Annotated in this window: 18 protein-coding genes; 4 read left to right on the forward strand and 14 right to left on the reverse strand. The window is 54.1% G+C overall.

Annotation, left to right across the window (positions count from 1 at the left end; translation table 11 throughout):
* Nucleotides 1-20: 20 nt before the first annotated feature.
* Genes B1H56_RS07685 through araD form a run of 4 tightly spaced genes read right to left on the reverse strand, consistent with a single transcriptional unit; the run spans nt 21 to nt 4,302 of the window.
* A complete protein-coding gene (locus B1H56_RS07685) occupies nt 21-1,397 on the reverse strand; it encodes a GTP pyrophosphokinase (protein WP_066521882.1) in 1,377 nt (458 codons plus the stop codon).
* Between the two features lie 54 nt (nt 1,398-1,451).
* Nucleotides 1,452-2,636: an NAD(+) synthase gene (gene nadE / locus B1H56_RS07690; RefSeq protein ID WP_066521879.1), complete on the reverse strand. Its 1,185-nt coding sequence runs from the start codon at nt 2,634-2,636 to the stop codon at nt 1,452-1,454.
* Between the two features lie 3 nt (nt 2,637-2,639).
* A complete protein-coding gene (locus tag B1H56_RS07695) occupies nt 2,640-3,635 on the reverse strand; it encodes a helix-turn-helix transcriptional regulator (protein WP_066521876.1) in 996 nt (331 codons plus the stop codon).
* The gene (gene araD / locus B1H56_RS07700; protein WP_066521870.1) at nt 3,625-4,302 is read right to left on the reverse strand and encodes an L-ribulose-5-phosphate 4-epimerase AraD; all 678 of its coding nucleotides are present in this window, start codon (nt 4,300-4,302) and stop codon (nt 3,625-3,627) included. The genes B1H56_RS07695 and araD overlap by 11 nt, the downstream gene beginning before the upstream one ends.
* Nucleotides 4,303-4,481: 179 nt before the next feature.
* Between araD and B1H56_RS07705 the strand changes: the two genes are divergently transcribed.
* A complete protein-coding gene (locus B1H56_RS07705) occupies nt 4,482-5,690 on the forward strand; it encodes an OFA family MFS transporter (protein ID WP_066521867.1) in 1,209 nt (402 codons plus the stop codon).
* Nucleotides 5,691-5,755: 65 nt separating this feature from the next.
* Here the strand turns inward: B1H56_RS07705 and B1H56_RS07710 are convergent, their stop codons facing one another.
* Nucleotides 5,756-6,160, reverse strand: coding sequence for a PaaI family thioesterase (locus B1H56_RS07710; protein ID WP_066521865.1), 405 nt, complete (start codon nt 6,158-6,160; stop codon nt 5,756-5,758).
* A gap of 286 nt (nt 6,161-6,446) precedes the next feature.
* Between B1H56_RS07710 and deoC the strand changes: the two genes are divergently transcribed.
* Nucleotides 6,447-7,154 carry a deoxyribose-phosphate aldolase gene (deoC, locus tag B1H56_RS07715; RefSeq protein WP_066521863.1) on the forward strand — a complete coding sequence of 236 codons (708 nt, stop codon included), beginning with the start codon at nt 6,447-6,449 and terminating at the stop codon, nt 7,152-7,154.
* Nucleotides 7,155-7,265: 111 nt separating this feature from the next.
* Here deoC and B1H56_RS07720 read toward each other — a convergent pair whose 3' ends face one another.
* The 8 genes from B1H56_RS07720 to B1H56_RS07755 all read right to left on the reverse strand — a co-directional run bounded on the left by B1H56_RS07720 (nt 7,266) and on the right by B1H56_RS07755 (nt 15,058).
* The gene (locus B1H56_RS07720; protein ID WP_066521862.1) at nt 7,266-8,528 is read right to left on the reverse strand and encodes an O-acetylhomoserine aminocarboxypropyltransferase/cysteine synthase family protein; all 1,263 of its coding nucleotides are present in this window, start codon (nt 8,526-8,528) and stop codon (nt 7,266-7,268) included.
* A 98-nt stretch (nt 8,529-8,626) separates the two neighbouring features.
* Complete coding sequence (gene ymfI / locus B1H56_RS07725) at nt 8,627-9,361, reverse strand: elongation factor P 5-aminopentanone reductase (protein ID WP_066521860.1); 735 nt, start codon at nt 9,359-9,361, stop codon at nt 8,627-8,629.
* 76 nt (nt 9,362-9,437) lie between these two features.
* Nucleotides 9,438-11,333 carry a DUF2207 domain-containing protein gene (locus tag B1H56_RS07730; protein ID WP_066521858.1) on the reverse strand — a complete coding sequence of 632 codons (1,896 nt, stop codon included), beginning with the start codon at nt 11,331-11,333 and terminating at the stop codon, nt 9,438-9,440.
* 60 nt (nt 11,334-11,393) lie between these two features.
* The gene (locus B1H56_RS07735) at nt 11,394-11,966 is read right to left on the reverse strand and encodes a LemA family protein (protein WP_066521856.1); all 573 of its coding nucleotides are present in this window, start codon (nt 11,964-11,966) and stop codon (nt 11,394-11,396) included.
* A gap of 36 nt (nt 11,967-12,002) precedes the next feature.
* Nucleotides 12,003-12,347 (reverse strand): cupin domain-containing protein, encoded by a 345-nt coding sequence (locus B1H56_RS07740; protein ID WP_066521854.1) that lies wholly within the window; start codon nt 12,345-12,347, stop codon nt 12,003-12,005.
* Nucleotides 12,348-12,370: 23 nt separating this feature from the next.
* Entirely contained in the window at nt 12,371-13,648 is a 1,278-nt protein-coding gene (locus tag B1H56_RS07745) for a homoserine dehydrogenase (protein ID WP_066521853.1), read from the reverse strand.
* A gap of 18 nt (nt 13,649-13,666) precedes the next feature.
* Entirely contained in the window at nt 13,667-14,428 is a 762-nt protein-coding gene (locus B1H56_RS07750) for a type III pantothenate kinase (RefSeq protein WP_066521851.1), read from the reverse strand.
* Nucleotides 14,429-14,467: 39 nt separating this feature from the next.
* Nucleotides 14,468-15,058 (reverse strand): ECF transporter S component, encoded by a 591-nt coding sequence (locus tag B1H56_RS07755; RefSeq protein WP_066521848.1) that lies wholly within the window; start codon nt 15,056-15,058, stop codon nt 14,468-14,470.
* Between the two features lie 130 nt (nt 15,059-15,188).
* On the opposite strand from B1H56_RS07755, the gene B1H56_RS07760 reads away from it, so the two are divergent.
* Nucleotides 15,189-15,785: a TspO/MBR family protein gene (locus tag B1H56_RS07760; protein WP_066740046.1), complete on the forward strand. Its 597-nt coding sequence runs from the start codon at nt 15,189-15,191 to the stop codon at nt 15,783-15,785.
* A 117-nt stretch (nt 15,786-15,902) separates the two neighbouring features.
* Here the strand turns inward: B1H56_RS07760 and B1H56_RS07765 are convergent, their stop codons facing one another.
* Nucleotides 15,903-16,202: a hypothetical protein gene (locus B1H56_RS07765; protein ID WP_066521846.1), complete on the reverse strand. Its 300-nt coding sequence runs from the start codon at nt 16,200-16,202 to the stop codon at nt 15,903-15,905.
* A 301-nt stretch (nt 16,203-16,503) separates the two neighbouring features.
* Between B1H56_RS07765 and B1H56_RS07770 the strand changes: the two genes are divergently transcribed.
* Nucleotides 16,504-17,886 (forward strand): glycine--tRNA ligase, encoded by a 1,383-nt coding sequence (locus tag B1H56_RS07770; RefSeq protein WP_066521844.1) that lies wholly within the window; start codon nt 16,504-16,506, stop codon nt 17,884-17,886.
* Nucleotides 17,887-17,913 lie beyond the last annotated feature (27 nt).

The raw sequence follows: 17,913 nt of genomic DNA on the forward strand, positions 1-17,913 counted from the left end.
CTTCCACCGGGGTGCTTTTGTCAATTTCGCGTTTCCAGGTTGACGCTGTTGTTGAGATACAGGAAATAGATGGATTTTTCCTTGTTCCAGTCCGGATTGTCCTTGATGATGTTGGCCACCGTCTTTTTAAGTGCGCGCGTCATTTCTATGATTCCCTCCTCGTGCAGCAGCGTGATGTCCGCATGGCGGCGGAACACATAACCCATTTCGCAGAGCAGGTCCGCTTTGATCTTCTTTGCCGTTTCCGCCGGGAACACCTCTTCGAGGCGGTGCAGCTGCGAATTTGCCGTCAGGCGGCCTTTATAATAGCGGATAAACGTCTCGAGCGCATCGATTTTGCTGCCGCGCTCGAGCTCGAACAAAATCATGCAGTAAAGGTGCCAATTGAAATCAACGTTCATCAGCTTCTGGATCGTCGTGCCCACCGTATCGATGAAGGGATCGCCCGTATTAAACTGATGCTCCAGCTGAAGCGATTCGCGAAAACTCAATTCCTCGCCGCTCATCGTCCCCGTGATATAGAACATTTCCGTCATGACGCGCCCGTAATCCTCCATCTGCGCAGCGTTATTGACGATAAAGATGTAATCCACGATGCTGTCGCAGCTGTCCTTGAACTGTACGACAAAGCCGAGGTCGTTTTTCATCTTCCGCGCTATGGTATCGTGGATCAGCTTGCTGATGATGTTCTGGATATTCTCCTTGCGGTAATGCAGCTTGGAGCTGTTGTCGCGTTTATAACGCTTATAGAGCACATGCAGCTGGTGGTCGACGAGGTTCAGGTTTTCCTTAATTGACACCATGTTCTCGATCACCTGCTGCTCCACCATAAAATAAGATGGGTTTTTGTAGATGATCTTATGCTCGATATCGCCCCAGAACATGTTGACCATAGACTTGATCTGCACCTCGAAATTGACGCGGATTTCTTCTTCCTCTCCCTTGTGGTCTTCATAGCGTGCGTCGATCTTATAGATGTCAAAGCCATTTTTCTGCTTGGCGGGCTGCTTTTCATTCAGCTTGAAGCGCATCTTGGGGAATTTTTCATTGTAATAAAAAATCTGGTCGTCCGTCTTGTTGAAAAGCTTGAGCATCAGCGAATAAACATAGGCCTCGTCGTCGTTGAATTTGCATTCGACGCGCAGGCCGATGATATCCTGGATATTGGCGACGATCTCCTCTTTTGTGGTGTGCAGCCGGTAATAGCTGTTGCGGATCAGTTTTTCACGCACGCTTTCCGGCTCTTTCACGCGGTAGGAAACGTTCAGCGTATATTCCGAATTTTTACACACGACTTCCTCCATCATGTGCTTTAAGTCGTGCGCAATATTCTTGTACTTGTATTGGATGGTCTCGTAATAACCGACCACTCCGTCCACATATTTAAAAATATCCATAGCTTACCCCTTTATCATAGAGCGTAAGAACCTCCGTGCCGCACACGGATACGCCTATTTTTTTATTTTTGTCAGGCAGTCTTTCAGGAGCGTCACCTGGAACCTGCTGTTCATCAGGTGCAGGAGAATGCGCTGGAAGGTTTCGTCCACCCGGCCTGAAACGACCACATCCATTTCAAGGTTGTGCGCAAGCCTGCCGTACGCTTCATTTACGCCGCCATCGCCCTCGGGCGCAAAGCGGTTGTACCGGGATATGGGCGTGTTGACCGTTTTTTTGATATCTTCGTAAAACGTATCCGCAAGGGCTCCGTCCGTCACGTAAAGCACATCCTGCTCCGGATGCGCGTTGATATAGCCGACCGTGGAACTCAGGACGCGCTCTTCCTCCACGCGCCCGATATGGATATGCGTGACCGGCTTCCTGCAGGAATATTCGTCCTTCAGGGACGCTGCCAGCGCGCGTTTGTGCATAGAGCAGGCATACGCCGCTTCGAGTTTTTCGCGCACTCCGTCCGGGATAATATATCCTTTCAGGTACGCGCAGATGTCCGCATAACGGATACCGAGCTCTTCCTCGTCCGTAGCTGAAATGCCCAGCCCCGCGGCAGGCTGTTTCATGAGGACCGCCTGCGGCGCGCCGTATGTCCTTGACATTTCATAAATATCGTCTTTTACAAGCTCCTGCAACGGATTGAAGTCGCTGCCCCCGTCGCCGTATTTGGTATAAAACCCGGTGATCGCCTCTGTCGCGTGATCCGTCCCCGCAACAAGCATGCCCTTCGCGAGCGCGTACTGGTACATCATCCGCAGCCGTGGCTGGAGATTCCCCAGCGTGTAAGCATCCTGCGAAAAGCCCTGTGCGCCTTTGAGGTCGCTGAGCGCGCCCGCATAGCCTCCCGCAATGGAGACCGTATCGCACATCGTCTGCGGATTCAGCCGCATGACCTGCCGCGCGCAGTCCTCAGCGTCCTTAAAATCGCTCTGTACGCCGTTCGGCAGGAGCACGATATACATCTGTTTGCTTTCCGCAGCGCACGCTTCCGCACACAGGGAAGCGCAAAGAAAGCTGTCTACCCCGCCGGACACGCCAAGCACCACGCCTTTTGCGTTCGCGCGGCTTAGGTACCGCCGGATGAAGTCCACCGTCTGAGCTTTCTTTGCCGCGATATATTCTTCCTGTTGCTGATGGTCCCGTTTGAAATCAGGAGAGATATCATTTAAAATCCGCCGCTGTTTCATCGCCTATTGTTCCTCCCTGTAAAGCGCGCTCATGCGCCTTATTTCCTCTTTCAGGTTCTGTTTCAGCCCTTCCGGCGCAAGCACCTCTGCCTGCGCGCCGAACGAAAGCAGCCAGCTTTTGATGTCCGGCGTAATAGCCGCCTTTTTTTCAAACAGCACCGCGCCGTTTTCATCCGCCAGCCGGTCGGCTTTGCGGGCATGATATTCCTTCACAAGCCGCGCCGCATCCCCCGTGAATCTGACCCGGATATCCGTGAGTTCCTCACCGGCAAGCTTATCGAACCTCGTTTTGCGGTAATCCTCATAAAAACGCCGGGGCACAGTGAACGTCTCCCCGAGCAGTTCCGCATCCTCGATCCGCGATACGCGCAGGTCGCGCACCGCACCCCGCAGGTGACAGAATCCAATGGTATGCCAGCACCCTTCACGCACCTCGAGCACATATGGGTCGAAGACCCGTTCCGCCGTCTCGCCCGAGGAAAAAGAATGATAGCGGAGCCGGAGGCTGCGCGACGTTTCGAGCGCTTCCTGCACAAGTGCAAGGATTTCCTCGTCCGTTTCGCTGTCTGCCGCAGCCTCGGGAACGATCTTTATCATCTTTTCCACATTCTCCATCGCGCTGCGCGAAAGCTCGGGCAGTTTGCCCAATATCCGCCGCACGATCTTCAGGGCATCCTTTGCCATGCCGAGAGACTCGTAGGTTTGCAGCACCTGCTGCGTAAAATACAGCGACACAACCTCAGCCATAGAAAAATCCATATCTGAAAGGGCATATTTATCCGCTTTGTACACGAGTTTTCCGTCATGCTCTTCCTCGTACACAAAAAAATTCTGCGAGATGTAGTCCATATCGCGCGCGACCATGCGCCGCGTTGCGTCGATATCCGCCATGCGCTTCAGGCTGTCGATGATCTCGTTTATGGTATATCCGCTCTTTCGCTGGGAGAGCAGCGAAAGGATGAAAAGCTGGCGTTCCGTGGAAGTGGATTTATTGCTCATTCTTCCCTCCCTGTTTTCTCTGGACGTGCTTATCGATCAGGTATTTGTTCATATCGGCGTCCGTGTTGAGGCGAAGCGTGTAGAATGCCATTTCCGCCACATACTCGAGGGCGACGGCATTGTCCACCGCGTCTGGGATATCCCTGCCCCACACGAAGGGGCCGTGGCTTTTGACGAGAACCGCAGGCGTTGTCATCGGATCCTTCAGGGTGAAGGCGTCCGCAATGATGCGCCCCGTATTTTTTTCATAATCCCTGGCGATCTCTTCCGGACGCATGGTGCGTGTGACAGGGATGTCATATTTAAAGTAGTCCGCATGCGTGGTGCCGAGGTTGGGAATGCTTTCCCCCGCCTGCGCAAACACCGTCGCCCACTTGGAGTGGGTGTGCGCGACGCTCATAACCTGCGGGAACGCCTTATAGATCTCAAGGTGCGTAAACAGGTCCGAAGAAGGCGTATGCGAGCCTTCGAGTATCTTTCCTTCCATATCGCACACGATAAGGTCGTCCGGCTTGATCTGCGCACTTGCGATACGGCGGGGTTTGATGACAATATAACCCGTGCGCTCGTCCTTGGCGGAAATATTTCCCCAGCGCAGGGTTACAAGGCCGTGCTTTGCCAGCTCCTGGTTTGCCTTGTATACTTCTATTTTAAGTCCTTCCAGCATTTTGTTTCTTATCCTCTTTCACAAAGCGGCTGTATTTTACGGCCATCCGGGAAACGGCCGCCGCCTCACACCTATTTTACATCCTGCCGTCAAAATCCACAAGTACAGCGTTGATTTTCGCAGTGAAATCGTATACTATTATGTTAATACATTAAAATCCGGTTTGGAGGACGTTTCCTATGGTAAAAAAACAGAATAAGGCATTGCCGCTCGTCGCGGGGGCGGTCATTCAGCTGTGCATCGGAATCATTTACATTTGGAGTATTTTCCAGCCTTCCGTCATGGAGTATTATGCGTGGAGCGCGGCGGACGCATCGGTCACTTTTTCCATCATGCTTGCCACCTTTGTGCTCGGCATCGTGTTCGGCGGACGGTTAGGCGACAAAAAAGGGCCCCGGCCCGTCGTATTCCTCGGCGGCCTCCTGTTTTGCGCGGGTATTTTTCTGTCCTCCCTCGTGCCGCAGGATATGCCCCAGTTGATCTGGCTGTTTTACGGCGGACTCGCGGGCTTTGGCGTAGGCGCGGCTTACACGTCTACCATATCATGCGCGCAAAAGTGGTTCATGGATAAAAAAGGCTTTGCAACAGGCGTGATCGTGTGTGCGTTCGGTGCGTCCACCGTCGTGTTCACTCCGGTCGCGAATACGCTCTTAAAAAGCGTAGGGGTCTCGCAGACCTTCCTCACGCTGTCCCTTATTTTCCTTGCCGTGATCCTGATTTTCGGGTGGTTTGTCAAAAATCCTTCCAAGGAATATATGGACCAGTTTGAAACGCGCCTTCCCGACCTTTCCGCACAAAAACAATACACGCCCGGCGAGGTCCTCAAAACGAAATATTATTACTTCATTTTCCTCAGCATGCTGCTTCTGACTCCCGCGTATTTCATCATCAATCCGCTGCTGAAATCACTGGGAGAACTGCGGAGCCTTACCGAGACTGCGGCCCTTGCCGGGGTCATGGCTACGGGTATGGCGTCCGCCGCGGGAAGACTGCTCGCCCCGTGGCTTTCCGACCGCCTCGGGCGCAGGAACGTGCTTTTCCTGCTTTATGGGATCACCCTCGTGAGCATCCTGCTGCTGACGTTTGCACAGAGTTATTTCTTTATTATATTGATCGCGCTCGTTTCCTTTGCCTTTGGCGGGAGTGCGGGCGTATACCCGGCTGTGACCGCCGATTATTTCGGTATCAGGAACAACGGTGTGAATTACGGGCTTGTGATGATCGCCTTTGCGGTCTCCGGGCTGCTTTTCCCCGCGATTGCAAAGGTGGTAACGCCGGACGGTATCCCCACGGCATGGACATTCCTCGTCCCCGCCATTGCCGCCGTAGCGGGTATTTTGGTAACGGTAGCCCTCAAGAAGGACAACGCCGGAAAATTGAAAGCCTGAGCCAGAAAATTGCCAAAAAAGGCAGGAAGCTATTTCTTCCTGCCTTTTTTGGCCGCAAATCAGGCTCAGAGCCCAAGGCTGCCGTTCTTGATAAAGCCCGAAACCGTCATGAAGGCCACCGGCGTGCCCAGGTCGTCCGTAATCTCGACCTCGTAAAGGCATGTTTTCCGCGTAAACGCGGTTTCCCTTGCCCGCGCGATCAGCGTCTTGCCCTTCGGGGGCCGCACATACGTGATATTATTGTTCAGGGACACCACGTTTCCGTGCTTGCAGTTCGCCGCGACTGCAAACGTAAAATCCGCAATGGTAAAAATCATCCCGCCCTGCACCACGTTGCCCGCATTGAGATGCTGCTCCACAATTTCCGCCGTACATTCGCAGGTTCCTGCATCTGCGCTTTTGATTTCAATCCCGAGCGCCTGCACGAACCTGTCCTGCCTGAAAAAACCTTTTACCCGTTCAATGTCCATAGCTGCCACCTCATTTTGATTATTCACACAAAAAAATTATACAACAAAATATCGAAAAATTCTTCTATTTATTCATTGACAATACATCGCTTCCCGGTCTATGATAATACTGTTTTACAACAGCCCAACGATATTTCGCAGACGGCGGACCGGTGCCGGGCGGGGCTTACGCAGAACATCCTATGGGGAACGGCGGTTTTCCGCAGCAGGTTCGTGCCGGGCCGTGCGGCAGGCTGCGAAATATCATCAAAAAATAAAACTGTTTGAATCATCGGAGGTTCACATTATGGTTTCTTTGGAGACGCTATCGGACATGATCGATATCACGGCAGTCGCCGCGGATACGCGCCTTGCGGACGTCGACCGCATTTGTGATATCGCGAAGGCGTATCACTGCGCTTCCACAATCACGCTGCCGTGCTATCTTGCGCGCACTATGAAAAATACGATCGGCTACGAGCTTCTTCACGGGTCTGTGACGGGATTCCCTTACGGCGGGGAGCTTACGTCCACAAAGGTTTATGAAGCAAAGCAGCTGGAGCTTTTGGGCGCCCAGGAGATCGATATGGTCATGAACATAGGAGCATTCCTTTCCGGAAACCTGAAATATACCAAGCAGGATATCACGGCGGTATGCGAGGCTGTGAAGGTTCCTGTTAAAGTCATTATCGAGACGGCCCTGCTTGACAATACTCAGATCGCCAAGGCATCCGAACTTGTCGCGGGCGCGGGCGCGCCCTGGGTTAAGAGCAGCACCGGCTTCCACGGCAAGCCTACGACGGCGGAAATCGTCCGTATCATGAAGGATGCGGCCGGGGAAGCTGTGAAAGTGAAGGCGGCAGGCGGTATCCGCGACCTCGATACGATGCTGGAAATGGCGGAAGCCGGTGCCGAACGGTTCGGCCTTGGCGTACGCAGCTGCGAAAGTATTTTTCTCGAGCTCGATAAACGGCTCGGGCGTGAAAACCTGATGGAATATATTACGGCCAGCTGACCGGGCCGGCGCACGTGCCCGCAGCCCCCCGCGTAAACGGCGGCTAATGCGGCTAATAATGAAGCGAAAAAAATGACCGGCCCTGTGCCGGTCATTTTTTTATTGCTTTTTTTACCGAATCGACGCAAAGCCCTTTGACAGGTCTTCGATGATATCGTCAATGTCTTCGATCCCCACCGAAAGGCGGATCATTCCCGGCGTGATGCCCGCGTTTGCAAGCTGTTCGTCCGAAAGCTGGCGGTGCGTTTCGCTCGCCGGATGCAGTACGCATGTTTTCACAGTCGCCACATGCACCACGTTGGAAGCCATCTCAAGGCTGTCCATAAACTTCACGGCCGCGTCCCTGCCCCCTTTCAGCGAGAAGGAAATAACGCCGCTCGCACCGTCAGGCAGGTACTTTTGCCCGAGGCTGTAATACTTGTCCCCTTTGAGGCCCGGATAATTCACAAATTCCACTTCCGGCTGTTCTGCGAGGAATTCCGCCGTTTCCTGCGCGTTTGCGCTGTGGCGCTCCATTCGCAGCGCAAGCGTTTCCAGCCCGAGGTTCAGGAGGAAAGCGGCATGTGCCGTGGGGCTCGCGCCGATATCACGCATGAGCTGTGTGCGCGCCTTGGTGATATAGGCCTGTCTGCCGAAGGTTTCCGTATACACAACGCCATGATAGCTCTCGTCCGGTTCGGTAAGACCCGGGTAGTCCTTCCAGTCAAAGGTGCCGCCGTCAATCAACACGCCGCCGAGCTGCACCGCATGTCCATCCATATATTTCGAGGTCGAATGCGTGACGATATCCGCACCAAACTCAAACGGCCTGCACAAAACCGGCGTTGCAAAAGTGTTGTCCACAACCAGCGGAACGCCGTGCCTGTGCGCAAGGTTTGCAAAGCGTTCGATATCGAACACGGAAATCGCCGGATTGGCGACCGTCTCACCGAAAACCAGTTTGGTGTTCGGGCGGAACGCTTTCTCGATTTCGTCATCCGGCGCATCCTGGTTCACGAACGTGCACTCGATCCCCAGTTTCTCCATCGTTACGCCGAACAGGTTGATCGTCCCGCCGTACACCTCGGAAGCGCACACCATATGATCGCCCGCGCCCATAATGTTGAGTACCGCGATCATATTCGCGGCCTGCCCGGAAGACGTGCACATTGCGCCCACGCCGCCTTCGAGCGCGGCCAGCTTTTCTTCCACATAGCCTGCCGTCGGGTTTGCGAGCCGCGTATAGAAATATCCCGCGGCCTTGAGGTCAAAAAGGTCCCCAATGTGCTCCGTGGAATCGTAGTTAAAGGTCGTGCTCTGGTAGATCGGGAGCGCGTGCGGTTCCCCGTCCTTTGGTTTCCAGCCTTCATGCAGGCATTTGGTCTTTATCTTCATGCTGTCCTACCTCCCAATAGCTAAAATATAAATGCTTATGGATAACGTGCGTCCGGCATGCCTCAGGGCCGTACGGAAGACACGTTTTCCTTTTTATCCTAGATGATGATCCCGCCGTTCGGGCTTATTACCTGTCCGGTGATAAAGCGTCCCCCCTCTCCCGCGAGGAACAGGACGGCACGGGCAATATCCTCCGGCGTCCCGATGCATCCGAGCGGCGCCTCTTCCGCCAGCTCCCGGCGCGCATTCCCGTCAACCCCTGCGATCATATCCGTTTCGACCACGCCGGGCGCGATGCAGTTGACCCGCACGCCGGAAGGCCCCACCTCCTTTGCCAGAGCTTTCGTGAAGCCGATCACCGCCGCTTTCGAGGCGGAATAGGGAACCTCGCATGATGCGCCCGCCATTCCCCAGATGGAGGAAAGGTTGACGATACATCCGCGTTTCGCGCTGATCATGCCTGGAAGCACGGCGCGCGTGCACAGGAACATGCTTTTCACATTGACGTCAAACATACGCTGCCATTCCGCTTCCGTAACGTCTGTAAATAACTTTTGCTGTGCGATGCCCGCATTGTTCACAAGCGCGGTCACACTGCCAAAGCGAGCCTCGGCTTTCCCGAGCATCTCCGAAACCTGCGCCGCATCCGATACGTCCGCACGGAAAACGTCCGCGCTTACGTGCATCCGGCGCAGTTCATCCAGAAGCCTCTCCGCTTCCTGCCCGCTCTTGTTATAATTTGCCGCAACGCACCAGCCCGCCTTGCCAAACGCGAGCGCACACGCCCTGCCGATCCCGCGCGACGCGCCGGTGATGAGCACAGTTCCGTTCATACCGCCACTCCAGAGTTATGATTATTTGTTTGCCGCAGCAGCCAGCGCGGCAAAGCGAGCCAAAAAGCGGATCGCGTCACCAGCTTCCGCCTCCTCCGCCAAAACCGCCGCCGGAAAAACCGCCGCCGGAGAAACCGCCGCCCCCGCCGATTCCGCCCCCGCCAAAACCGCTGCCGCCGGAGCTTTTGGTCGCCATCATATTTTGCTGCGTATAATACAGGCTGTTAGAGATCATGCTGGCGAACCATATTGTCGTAAATACGGAACCGTCGTAGCCATAATACCAGCTTGGCGGCTCGACGGCGATGCTTTCAAACTGCTTCGCCCACTTGTCCGTTACGCCCAGCACATACGCATAGGGCAGGATACTGTAAAAATATTTAGGATCGCTTTCTACCAGCATCTTAAGCTTGTCCGCCTCCACCGTTTCGATGAAATGCTTGAGGCCGAGTATCCTCCCCGACCACTGCGCGCCGCGTGCCGTCCGCCGGCGTATTTGCGTGGCAAGGATCACCATTACGACCGACGCCGCAATGGGCACGACGGTCCACATCCCGAAGCTGTCCATGCTGAACAGCGCCGTCACCCCGAAAAACAGTGCAAACAGGCTCACGTTCACGATCATCGAGCCTGTCTTGGTCGAGAGTTTCTCCGACTTCCATTTATTGACGTTCACGCACAGCATCAACGTAAACATGCCGCCGAACACCCATGCAACCGCTCCGGAAAAAACCGCCGCGAACCAATCGTAAGATTCGAGGTAATTGCTGAACGAGAACATCAGGACAGCGGGGAGCACGGCCGCTATGCTGGCAAATTTCTGCCGCCTCGTGGATTTTTTGGTGAAGACCAGGTTCTGTTCCATCTGATACTTATCCTTGATGCGGTCTTCCACAGCGGATATCGTGGCCGCAAACTTATACTGCATATCTTTGATACGCACGCTGTCCCTGCCCGCAAACATCTTATCGAACAGGATACGCTCGTAATCGTTTGCCGTATCCGGAAGGTCCTTCAGTTTCTGGAACAGTAGATTATTTTTATCCTCCTGATGAATCTCGAGGTTGCCCTGGTCCGCCCAGTAGATAAGCAGGGAGACCGCATCCTTATCTTCCACGACGCCGTCCACGATATAGCCTACATCCGCAGAGTTCATGCCCTCGGGCGGATAGAATTCAACGGTTTGTATCTCCTGCTTTCTTTTCCCTGCGGTCAAATACAGCACAATGACAACGGCAAGCACCGCAAGGCCGCCAGTAATCCACGGGAAAATCTCGCTGTGCGGGTCGCGCGCCCCCACGTAATATCCGTCCGGGAGTTCGAGGCGGATATTGACGCCTTCGTATGGGGCGATCTGCTGATCGATTTCTCCCGTGATCGTCGTCCCGTCCACCTGGTATTTGAGCGCGTCCATATTATATCCGGAGGTTCCGTAGGAACCCGTGGAAAAGCCTACGTTTGCCGCGTCGAATTCCTTTGGCATATTGATGGTAAAGGAAAAGTGCTCGATCGGGGCGGCCCAGGACGGCGCAATGAGGTTGAAGTAGAATTCATCGAATTCCGGGCGCCCATCGTCTCCCGGGTCGAACAGGTAGCTAAATCTATACACCTGCTTCCCCGTTAAATAAATGTCCGGATCGCCGAGCTTGATTATAAAGGTATCGCCGTCTTTTTTCGTGTCGTACTGCCCGTCCGCAAAGACGCCGCTGACGACCACCTGGTAGGTATCGTTATAAACTTCCCCGTTGTGCCTGCGGGAAATTTCCGCGCGTGTCGGGATATCAACGCGCAGGCCGTGCGCCGGGGTCAGCCAGTCGACGGTCATCGTATCTTCCACACTGTAGGTGTTGTTTTCGTGCACCGTGATCTCCCGGCGGTAGTCTTCGATGACATAATCCGCATCGGCGGCAAAGCCCGCCGCGGGAATCAGGAGGACCGTCAGGGCAACCAGGAGCAATAGAAATTTTTTCATAATCCCTCTTTAGCAAAATCGCAGCCGCTTAAGCGGCTGCGTATTTTGTTTCTGTTTTGTTTAGAACTGCACCTTTACGTTTTCGCGCTCCGCTGCGTTTTCCACCTCGTACATCGGCTGTTTCGTGAAGTTGAACTTCTTGGCGATCAGCCGCGTCGGGAAGGTCTCCAGCTTGGTGTTGAACATCCTCACGTTGGCGTTATAATATTTGCGCGCGTTTGCAAGGTCTGTTTCCACCATATTGAGCTGGTTCTGCAGGTCGAGGAAGTTCGTGTTTGCCTTCAGGTCCGGATATGCTTCCGCTACCGCGAACAAGCTGCGGAGCGTTCCGGAAAGGATGTTTTCATTCGCGAGGCGTTCTTCCGTCGTGGAGGAATTCGCCACGCTGTTGCGGGCCGCCGTTACCTCGTCGAGCGTGCCGCGCTCATGCGCCGCATAGCCCTTGACCGTCTCCACAAGGTTCGGAATCAGGTCAAACCTCTTTTTGAGGTATACATCGATTGTCGCAAACGCTTCTTCGATACTGTTCTTCATTTTGATAAAGTTATTGTAAGCAACAATGTACCAGATGACAATAATGACGGCGATCGCCGCCACAATACCGATCAAAATCCAAAGCCATGTCAGATCCATCAGATTTCTCCTTTCGGGAAAGTTCCCATGTGAGCGTTAACCTTTTACAATAATCGCGTGGAACACCAGTTCTCCGTCCCCCGTATTCCTGAGCCCGTGCATTTCCCCGTCGTAGCAAACCGTTACGTCGCCCGCTTTTACGGGCACGGCCCTTCCGTTGTCGTTATAATCTCCGCTGCCCTGCGTCAGGCAATATATCTCCGCCTCACCGTGGTGTGGATGGTCGCTTACCGTTGCGCCCGGCTCGAGTGTGATCGTCGTGAGCAGGGAAAGGTTGGGGCACAACTCCGCATCGCCCAGCCAAGACATAAGCTGCGCGCTGCCTTCGCCGTTTCCGCCGAGCTTATCCGCCTGTACCGCTTCATGTTTTCCAATAACCATTCTTTTTCCCCCTATGCTTAAAATTATTTTTCAACGCGGATGCAGTTCGGAACGCCGACCACCGCGTCAAGCTCCTTGATTTCTTCAATCGCCTGGCGCAGGTCTTTTTCATGCGCCTGGTGCGTCACCAGGATCAACGGAGCGCTCATGTCGCCCGGCTTCGCGCCTTTCTGGATCACGCTCTCGATGCTTACGCCGTGTTTGCCGAAAATTCCCGCGATTTTCGCGAGAACGCCCGGTTTATCCTGCACGTCCGTGCGGATAAAATATTCCGTGAGCCAGTTGTCATTGAATTTGACCCCGTCAGCCCCGTAGGTGTTCTCAAACGTCGCATAACGCGGATAATCTGCATTGTGCACCGCATATACCATATCCGATACGAGCGCGCTCGCCGTCGGGAAGTCGCCCGCTCCCTTGCCGTACCACATCATTTCGCCTACGGCGCTGCCATTGATAAAAATGGCGTTGAACGAGCCCTTGATGCTCGCGAGCGCATGGTCCTTGCGAATCATCGTCGGGTGCACGCGCACCTCGATACTGCCGTCCGCATCCTTTTTGCCGATGGCCAGCAGCTTTACCACATAACCGAGTTCCCGCCCAATGGCGATATCTGCCTTGGTGATCTTCGTAATCCCCTCGCAATAGATTTTATCCACAGGTACGCGCGCATGGAACGCCATCGACGCAAGGATGGACAGCTTATAACGCGCGTCGTAGCCTTCGACGTCGCTTTCCGGGTTTGCTTCCGCATACCCCAGCTCCTGCGCTTCCTTCAATACATCGGCAAAGTCGCGTCCCTCGTCGTCCATTTTGGTCAGGATATAATTTGTCGTCCCATTGACGATACCGTAAATCCGGTCGATGCTGTTGGCCTGCATGGAATCATTGAGCGCCCTCAGTATCGGGATCCCTCCGCCTACGGCCGCCTCGAAATAGAACCCTGCGCCGCTGCGCTTTGCCGCCGCTTCAAGGTCAGGCCAGTTCTGGGAAATCATGTCTTTGTTGGCGGAAACCACCGTTTTCCCCGCTTCGAGGGCTTTCAGGATGAATTCCTTGGATGGATGCTGGCCGCCCATGACTTCTGCTACAATGGATATCTCCGGATCGCTTACGATCTCGTCGATGTTCCCCGCTTTCTTCTCTTCCGGCACGTCTACCGCATAAGAGAGAGCCAGCGTTTTTTTGACCTCGAGCCGGATCCCGTCCTTATGCTCGATGTTCTTTCCTTCCTGTTCAATCAGCTGATAGATACCGCCGCCCACGGTACCCATGCCGAGAATTGCCACTTTTACGTTTTTCATAGCTGTAACTCCTTTTCCTCAGCAGTTTTTCATGTAAATTTTATTGAGACCGATCAGCGTAAGTGTCGGTATGATCTCGTCGATGCAGTTTGTCTCCTGCGCGATCAGCTCGGAAAAACCGCCTGTTGCCACAACCTTTGCGCCGCCCATTTCCGCCTGCATTTTTTCGACGATATACTGCACCTGCCCCACATAGCCGTAAATGATGCCCGACTGCATGGACGTGACCGTCGTTTTGTTAATCACCGTCTCCGGGCGTTTGAGCTCGATCCGCGGGAGCTTGGCCGTGTTTTCCGTGAGCGCATCGGACGCGATCCGCAGGCCCGGGCAGATCGCTCCGCCAAGGAAATCCCCTTTCGCAGAAATCGCCCCGAAACTCGTCGCCGTACCGAAATCGATGGTGATGACCGGCCCCCCGAACAGTTCGTACGCGCCTACCGCATTGACGATACGGTCCGTGCCAAGTTCCTTCGGATTATCGTATTTGATGTTGATGCCCGTTTTAATGCCCGGGCCGACAAACATCGGCTTTTTCTTGAAATACTCACGCGACATATGGTCGAGCGTGTAGTTAAGCGACGGAATTACTGAGGAAACGATGATCCCTTCAATATCCATCGGCGTATGCTCGAGGTAGCTGAAGAAATCGATCATCTGTATTCCGTACTGGTCGGACGTCGCGTCGATGTCCGTCGTCATGCGGAAGGAATGCACGAGCACATTTCCCTGGAACATCCCACATTTGATGTTGGTATTGCCAACATCCATCACAAATATCATCTGCTGCACAATCTCCTTTGGGCGCGCATGCCTGTGCGCTTATTCTGCCTGCGTCTGCTTTGCGGATGCGGCCTTGCCAAGCGCCGGCACCGCTTTTTTCAGTGCACGCACGATAGGCGGGCACAAAAGCGCCGCGACCACCGCTTCGATAATACCATTGAGCAGCGCCACCGAAAGGATGATGCCACTGGCCACAATGCCGGAAAAGAACGCATACAGGAACCCAAGGTACAGCACGGTGTTCGTGAGCGACCCCGCCACCGCCGCAGCCCCGATATTCACGAGCTCCTTTTTCGAGCGCACCGCGCGGTATACGAGCGTGACCACGAGAGGGATCAAAAGACGCGGGACGATGATGTTGACCATCAGCAGCACCGGATTCGCCGCGAGCAGCGTCGGACCGAATACATCGGACGGGATCTTTGCAATGCTTGTGACCGCAAAGAGCGCCGCGAGCGCAATGCCCGCTTTCCATCCGAGGGTAAGCGTACCGATGATTACCGGCAGGCACATCAGTGTAATCACGATGCCGAAAGGCGTCCCGATATAGCCGATAGGCGTGAAGCCGAAGATCAGGGTAACAGCGATTAAAATCGCTGTCAGGGTCAGCGTTCTTGTTTTTGTTTTCATGTTTACCTCCGCTCGAGTTCCGCATACCGCGGATACCCTACCTTAGTGAATTTTAATGGACCGCCAGTTTATCCGTGCGCTTCGCGGGTATCATTAAACTACGAATGCGATAGCGCCGGATGCGTTCCTAATGATTTATTATATCGCAGGCAGCCGCCACATTGCAAGGAATTATGAAAGGTTCCGGGATTCTTTTCCCGGCAGTAAAGGGGAAGACAGAGTTATGTTTGTAATGACTTATAAGATGGAAGAAGAAAAACACGAAAAAAACAGGCGTACCGCAAGGATCATAGCGGCAATTGCCGCCACGCTTGCGGGAGCGGTTTTCGCGAGCCTTGCCACGGACACATCGTCCGCATGGTATGAGGGGCTTGCACTTTCACCGCTCCAGCCTCCGCCGTGGGCATTTGCGGCGGTGTGGACGGTTTTATACGTTCTGATCGCGGTTTCGTTTGCCCTCGTAGTCTCGAAAAGGCGCGTGTGCGGCGCGGCAGTTATTGGTTATGTCGTGAACCTTATCCTGAACGCGCTGTGGTCGCCCATTTTTTTCCTGGCATATGCGCCCGGACCTGCGCTCGTGATTATGATCGCGCTGATTATAAACCTTGTGGTCCTGATGCGTAATGTTTCCGCCGTCAGCCGTCCCGCCTTCTATATGCTGGTCCCTTACATTGTGTGGCTTGGGATCGCGACGGTTCTCAACGTTTCGGTCATCGTTCTGAACTAACCGCTCTTTCGGAGGCGGTTTTCCGGATATCCGGAACAAAAGCCCTGCCTCTGGCAGGGCTTTTGCCTTAGCGGAATACGGCGCCCGCAAAGCTGCCCGCGCCGCCGGGAAGGACCGTCATTCCCCTTCTTTCCGGCGGCGCTCCAAATCCGCGCGGCGCAGCTCTTCCGTGTATTCTTCGTCCGGGATATTCTCCATATAGCAGCTCATTCCGCACTGCGGGCAGGAGAGCAAGCGGTCCGTTCCCTGCCGCGAGGCAAAAAATGTACGCATTCCGGGAACCTTGAACCGTGCGCCGCAATGCGGGCATTTAAAATGCCTCTTCGTTTGTATCCTGCAATAAAGCGCAATACACACGATGAAGACCGCAAGCGTCGAACATACCGTAATGATGCCAAACAATCCAATTCCGTTCATGGAATTCTCCTTATCGTATTTTTCCCTTAATCTTTATATAGTATAGCACAGCACAGGCCGCTTCGAAACGAGTGGGAAAAACTTCCGTTAAAAATATGCTTGAATTCCGTTCTTAAACTTGATATCATTATGCCAGAAACTGGATAGAGCGCGTTTTGCGGGTGTGGCGCCCCGCGTTGCTAAAACGCACAGAATGAAGGCGGGTTTTTTGAACCAATCAGGGTGGAACCGCGGAAGGTATTCTTTCGTCCCTATTCCAAGGGAACGAAAGATTTTTTTTATAAATTTTGGAGGGAAAACGATGGAAAAAACAATGGATAAAATCGTGGCGCTCGCAAAGGGGCGCGGTTTTGTGTATCCCGGCTCGGAGATTTACGGCGGACTTGCAAACTCGTGGGATTACGGCCCGCTCGGGGTGGAATTCAAAAACAACGTAAAGCGCGCGTGGTGGCAGAAATTCGTACAAGAGTGCCCATATAACGTGGGCCTCGACGCGGCGATCCTGATGAATCCCGAGGTGTGGGTCGCTTCCGGCCACGTAGGCGGCTTCAACGATCCGCTGATGGACTGCCGGAATTGCAAAGAGAGGTTTCGCGCGGATAAGCTGATCGAGGATTATGCAGCGGAAAACGGACTCGATATCGGCCCGGTGGAAGCCATGAGCAAAGAAGAGATGGAGGCGTTCATCGCGGAGCACATCGTGTGCCCTTCCTGTGGAGAAAAAGATTTTACGCCCATCCGCCAGTTCAACCTCATGTTCAAGACCTTCCAGGGTGTCAACGAGGACACGGCGGCGCAAATTTACCTGCGGCCCGAGACAGCGCAGGGCATTTTCGTCAATTTTAAAAACGTACTGCGCACGACGCGCCGCAAGATGCCCATGGGCATCGGCCAGATCGGAAAATCGTTCCGCAACGAAATCACGCCCGGGAACTTTATTTTCCGTATTCGTGAATTTGAACAGATGGAACTGGAATTCTTCTGCAATCCAAAAGAGGAATTTGAGTGGTTCAATTACTGGAAGGATACCTGCCACAATTGGCTTCTTTCCCTCGGCCTGAGCGACGAAAACCTGAAGCTGCGCGACCATGCGCCCGAGGAGCTTTCGCATTATTCCAACGCGACGACGGATATCGAATACCGCTTCCCCTTTGGCTGGGGCGAGCTGTGGGGCATTGCGGACAGGACGGACTTCGACCTCAAGGCGCACATGGGCCATTCCGGGGAAAGCCTCGAATACCTTGACCCGGTAACAAATGAAAAATATGTTCCCTACTGCATCGAGCCGTCGCTTGGCGCGGACCGTGTGGCGCTCGCATTCCTGTGCGAGGCATACGATGAGGAAACGCTGGAAAACGGCGATACGCGTACCGTAATGCATTTTCATCCGGCGCTTGCGCCCTTCAAGGCCGCGGTGCTGCCCCTGCAGAAAAAACTTTCGGAAACATCGGATAAGCTGTTCGCCGGCCTTGCGAAGCATTTCAATGTGGACTACGACCTCGCAGGCTCGATCGGCAAGCGTTACCGCCGGGAAGACGAGATCGGCACGCCGTATTGCGTGACGGTTGACTTTGAATCCCTCGAGGACGGCTGCGTGACCGTGCGTGACCGTGATACGATGGCTCAGGAACGCATTTCAATGGATTCGGTAAAGCAGTTTATCGAGGATAAGCTCGTATTTTAAATTATCTGCTGCAAAGGGCCGCGAAAC

Origin of the sequence: Christensenella minuta (genome assembly GCF_003628755.1) — a bacterium.
In the GTDB taxonomy this organism is placed as follows: Bacteria; Bacillota; Clostridia; order Christensenellales; family Christensenellaceae; genus Christensenella; species Christensenella minuta.